This window comes from Carboxylicivirga sediminis, from assembly GCF_018156225.1.
Taxonomy (GTDB): Bacteria; Bacteroidota; Bacteroidia; order Bacteroidales; family Marinilabiliaceae; genus Carboxylicivirga; species Carboxylicivirga sediminis.
The window spans coordinates 1-4564 of sequence record NZ_JAGTAR010000068.1 but is presented as its reverse complement, the minus strand read 5'-3'; the positions used below and the strand labels follow the sequence as shown (position 1 = coordinate 4564).

Annotated in this window: 2 protein-coding genes; both read left to right on the top strand. The window is 43.1% G+C overall.

Annotated features, from left to right (window positions below):
- Positions 1 to 194 precede the first annotated feature (194 nt).
- Positions 195 to 3047 carry a PD-(D/E)XK nuclease family protein gene (locus tag KDU71_RS22470; protein WP_212193377.1) on the top strand — a complete coding sequence of 951 codons (2853 nt, stop codon included), beginning with the start codon at positions 195 to 197 and terminating at the stop codon, positions 3045 to 3047.
- Between the two features lie 381 nt (positions 3048 to 3428).
- On the top strand, positions 3429 to 4385 hold the full coding sequence (locus KDU71_RS22465; protein WP_212193376.1) for a tetratricopeptide repeat protein: 957 nt from the start codon (positions 3429 to 3431) through the stop codon (positions 4383 to 4385).
- The last annotated feature ends 179 nt before the right edge of the window (positions 4386 to 4564 follow it).

Below are 4564 nucleotides of genomic sequence, written 5' to 3'. Positions count from 1 at the left end.
CAACTTCTCCGAAGTTGTTTTATTATCTCCAGCGGAGATAAATATTTGTAGATATGTGAAATGTAAATGACCAATCAACCTCAGCGAGGTTGAATGTATAATTTAATCGCTTATTAATGATTTTTTATCAATCGTCTTGATTCGTAATCGGTATAATAAAAACATAGTACATTTGCTATTCAAAATTTGACCTTATGACTTCCGGATTTCTTAATGCCATAGCTGCCTACTATTATAAAAATGCTAAAGATGAACTGGCCGATTACTGCTTTGTGTTCCCCAGCCAGCGGGCCGGTATCTTTTTTACCAATCACCTGAGGCAATTGGTGGATGGCCCTGCATGGGCGCCCGAAATACTGACCGTCAATGATTTTTTTGCATCCCTGTCAAAGGCTATTCCTGCCGATAATATTACCCTGCTATTCACCCTCCATCAGGTTTATAATGAAGTAACGAAAAAAGCCATCAGTTTTGATGAGTTTTTAGCCTGGGGCGAGCTTTTTCTGGGCGATTTTGATGACATCGACAAATACCTGGTGGAAGTGGACCAGCTATTCTCCAACCTGATTGCTTTTAAAGAGCTGGATGATGATTACAGCCACCTGAACGAGAAACAACTGGAAGCCATCAAAACCTTTTGGGGCACTTTTAAAGCCGAGCAATTATCATCGCATCAAAGTCATTTCCTTGAAAACTGGGAGCACATTCCCCATATATATAAGGCCTTTGTTCGGCAGCTGCAAACCGACTCACTGGCGTATGAAGGTATGATATACCGCGAGGTGGCCGATAAAATCATCAAGGATAAGCTCATAGATATTAAATGGAAGAAGGTGGTGTTTGTTGGTCTTAATGCCCTCACGCCTGCCGAACGCAAACTGATGGATAACCTGCGCAAACGGCAACTGGCCGATTTCTTCTGGGATTATTCGCCCTGGATGGAAACAGCTGCCGATGATGTGTTTCAGTCGCGTGGACCCGGTTTATTCCTCAATGAAAACCGATTACGCTATCCCGCCCCCAAAGACTTTGTGTTACCACTTAACGAGCAGGGCCCGGAAGTAACCATCACAGCAGTAGCCAATCCCACCGAACAGCTGAAATCGGTCCATGCGTTTCTGACCAAAGAATATGAAAGCGACCTGAAAACGGCGGTTGTGCTGGCCGACGAAACCATGTTGATGCCCACCCTGCATGGCATCCCCAATAATGTGGATCGGGTGAACGTAACCATGGGTTATCCCTTGAACAACACGCCGGTATTCGGACTGGTGAACCTGCTGTTTGACCTGCAACGCAATGCCCGCACCAGCAAAGAAGGCACCTGGCTGTACCACCGCCATGTTTTACCCATCCTGCAGCACCAGTACATCTCTTTGCTGGCCGAAGATGATTGCCGTTCGATGCACAAAAAGCTGGTGAAAGAAAACATCATCTTTGTCAGGGCGACTGAACTGCATAGCAATGCGCTGTTTAAGCTCCTGTTCAGTAGAGTGAATAATGGTTCTGAACTGGCTGATTACCTGATAAACATACTCACTAAAATATACGAATTACTACAGCCGAAGGAAGACAAGCTGCTGGAGCAGGAATTTGTGTATGCCCTGCACAAAAGCATTGTGCGCTTACAAGACTTATTGGAGCAGAATCAGCAGCACGACTTGCTTCCAGAAACCTGGATTAAACTATTTAAGAAGTTGGCCGACTTTCAAACCGTTCCGTTCAAGGGTGAACCACTGGCCGGTCTGCAGGTGATGGGTATATTGGAAACACGCGCACTGGATTTTGATAAGCTGATTATCCTCGACCTGAATGAAGGGGTGTTTCCGCGTACTTCAGCGCCCAATACCTTTATCCCGGCCACGCTGCGTGCCGGTTTCGAACTGCCCACCATCGAGTTTCAGGATGCCATCTTCTCCTACTATTTCTTCCGCCTCATTCACCGGGCCAAAAAAGTAGAACTGCTCTACTCCACCGGTGCACAGGGCATGAAATCGAACGAGATGAGCCGTTACCTCTACCAGTTGAAATACGAGTTTAACGCCCACATTAACACCCACACCACTTCCGAGAATGTGTCGCTACTGGATGCACCCCAACCAATTGCTCGCAAAACAGCGGCCATATTGGGTGAACTGGACAAATACAAAACTGGTCATCAGCGCTTCCTGTCGCCCAGTGCCTTGTCGGTTTACATCGAGTGCCCCATGCGCTTCTACTACCAGAAGATAGCCAACATCAGCGAACCGGAGGAAATCACCGAAGAGGCCGATGCCCGTATTTTTGGTCTCATCTTTCACGATGTGGTGGAACACCTGTACAAACCATTTGAAGGCCAGGAAATAGAAGCCGCCACCATAGAAGGCTGGATAAAGAACAAGAAACGCATTGATGAGCTGATACGCGATGGCTTTAACAAGCACCTGAGCGACTACGAGAAAGGCAAAAACGCCTTTACCGAGATACATGGCAAAAACGTGATGGTGTTTGAGGTGATTCGCCGTTACCTGCTGCAGTTTCTGAAGCTTGAAAAAGCCCGGGCGCCCTTTACCATTGTGGAGCTGGAGCGCAAGGTGGAGCACAACTACGCCTGCAACGGTCTGCAACTGAACATTGGTGGCTACATCGACCGCCTGGAAAGTAAAGATGGCCTGCTGAGGGTGATGGACTATAAAACCGGAACAGGCGATGCCACGGCCGGCTCCATTGAGGACCTGTTTAATACCGATAAGCATAAAAAGATTAAAGCGACCTTTCAGACCTTGCTCTATTCGCTCATCCTGGACGAAACAGCTGATGAGCCAACACCCATTCAGCCAGGCGTCATCTGGGTGCGCGATGTGTTTAAGAAAAGCTACGACACCCAGCTATTCCTGAAGGATGGCCGAAGTAAAAATCCCATCCTGCTGCAAAGTGTGCAAAGTGAGTTTAAAGCCGGGCTTGACAGCTTGCTGGCCGAGCTATACAACCCGGATATTCCCTTTCAACAAGTGGAAGATATTACAAAATGCCGTTTTTGTCCTTATAAAACGCTGTGTAACCGCTAGGTGGCTGGCTCAATCGCTGGCGCGGATTTGCAATCCGTGCCTCTACCTGCTATAGCACAGATTGCAAATATGCGCTGGCTATAGGCGACTTTCAATATTAGCTAAACCTGTCAGGATTCGAAATCCTGACAGGTTTTTTATGAATACGAAAAGCCTTGCAGTAGCCATATTGCAAGGCTTTGTATTTTTCCGGCTATGGTAGATACAATCTACGTGTTGTGTTCGAGGAACCCACTGGATAACACACTACATGGTTAACATATAAAAGTGCACAATACTTGCCTATATGGTATGTATTGTGCACCTTTAGCATGCGTAAAGAAGAAATAGACGCCATGCGCTTTTGAAAGGGTTGGTGGCAATAAAACGTAAACCATTCAAATGAAATCCAAAAGAAACTTAGTCTTTTTAATCTCATCCATATTAATTCCAACTGGTATACTGCTTAGAGTGTCTGGATTGAATTTCGGAGCTTTATCGCTAGTTCTTGGTTTTCTAGGATTCTTAATCGTGTTTATTATTGAATTAATCACAGCAAGAAAGAGAAATCGCACTAGTATTGAAATTGTAATGTACGTATTGATTGTTTTAATGTCTGTTTCTCTGTTTACCAGATATCTTTATTACATCTTTGGTGACTATCCATCTCTTATAATTGTGCCTCTTTTTATTGTTGCGACATTATTGTATTTAGCAACTCAGAAACATAAAGACCCTAAGTTAGTAAGTATCTCTTTATTATATCTAGTATTAACAATTCCTCTGTTCGGACTTGATTTTCATAAATCACCTAGACAATTATTTCCCCAATCTTGGTATAATAGATTAGGAGATGTAGATAATATTAATGTCACACTACCATATCAATTTCAACTCCAAACAGCAAAAGAATTGTATAATAACGCTTCAAATGCCAGAGAACATAAAGACTATTTTCAAGCGATAATATTTTATCAGAAAGCTCGAAATTTAGAACCTTACAATCCTACCATATTATTTGATTTAGCAGAAACCTATGTGAGAATTAACGAGCTTGAAACTGGAGTTGCACTCTTAGACACTGCAATAATGATTGATTCAACATATGCTGGATTTTATAACAACAGAGGCTTGTATTATTATAAACTCAACGATTATGACAAAGCAATTTCAGATTATCTAAAAGCTATTGAAATCGATTCAGTTGGACCAACTAGTTATGCAAATTTAGCTTTAGTATATTATTACAAAGACATGCACAATGAAGCCCGTAAGGCGCTTAAACAGGCTGAGTCCAAGGGGTTAATTATTAAACAATCAAAAGAAATACAAAAAATAAACAAGATACTTAATGAATGATTACTGCCACCAATCGAGTAGGCTACCGATAGGCCAATAGCCTATCGGAGAACCTCTCATATACTCTAATCAATTACAAGTTTTTAAGCCACTTAGCTAGCACAAAACCTAAAAGCAAACTCTTTTCGAATTATTAAACTGATAATTACCTTGCTATACCACACGAAAGGATTCGTGCG

Excerpts from the sequence above, each read along its gene's own strand:
- KDU71_RS22470 (WP_212193377.1), top strand. The coding sequence starts at position 195 with ATGACTTCCGGATTTCTTAATGCCATAGCTGCCTACTATTATAAAAAT.
- KDU71_RS22465 (WP_212193376.1), top strand. The coding sequence starts at position 3,429 with ATGAAATCCAAAAGAAACTTAGTCTTTTTAATCTCATCCATATTAATT.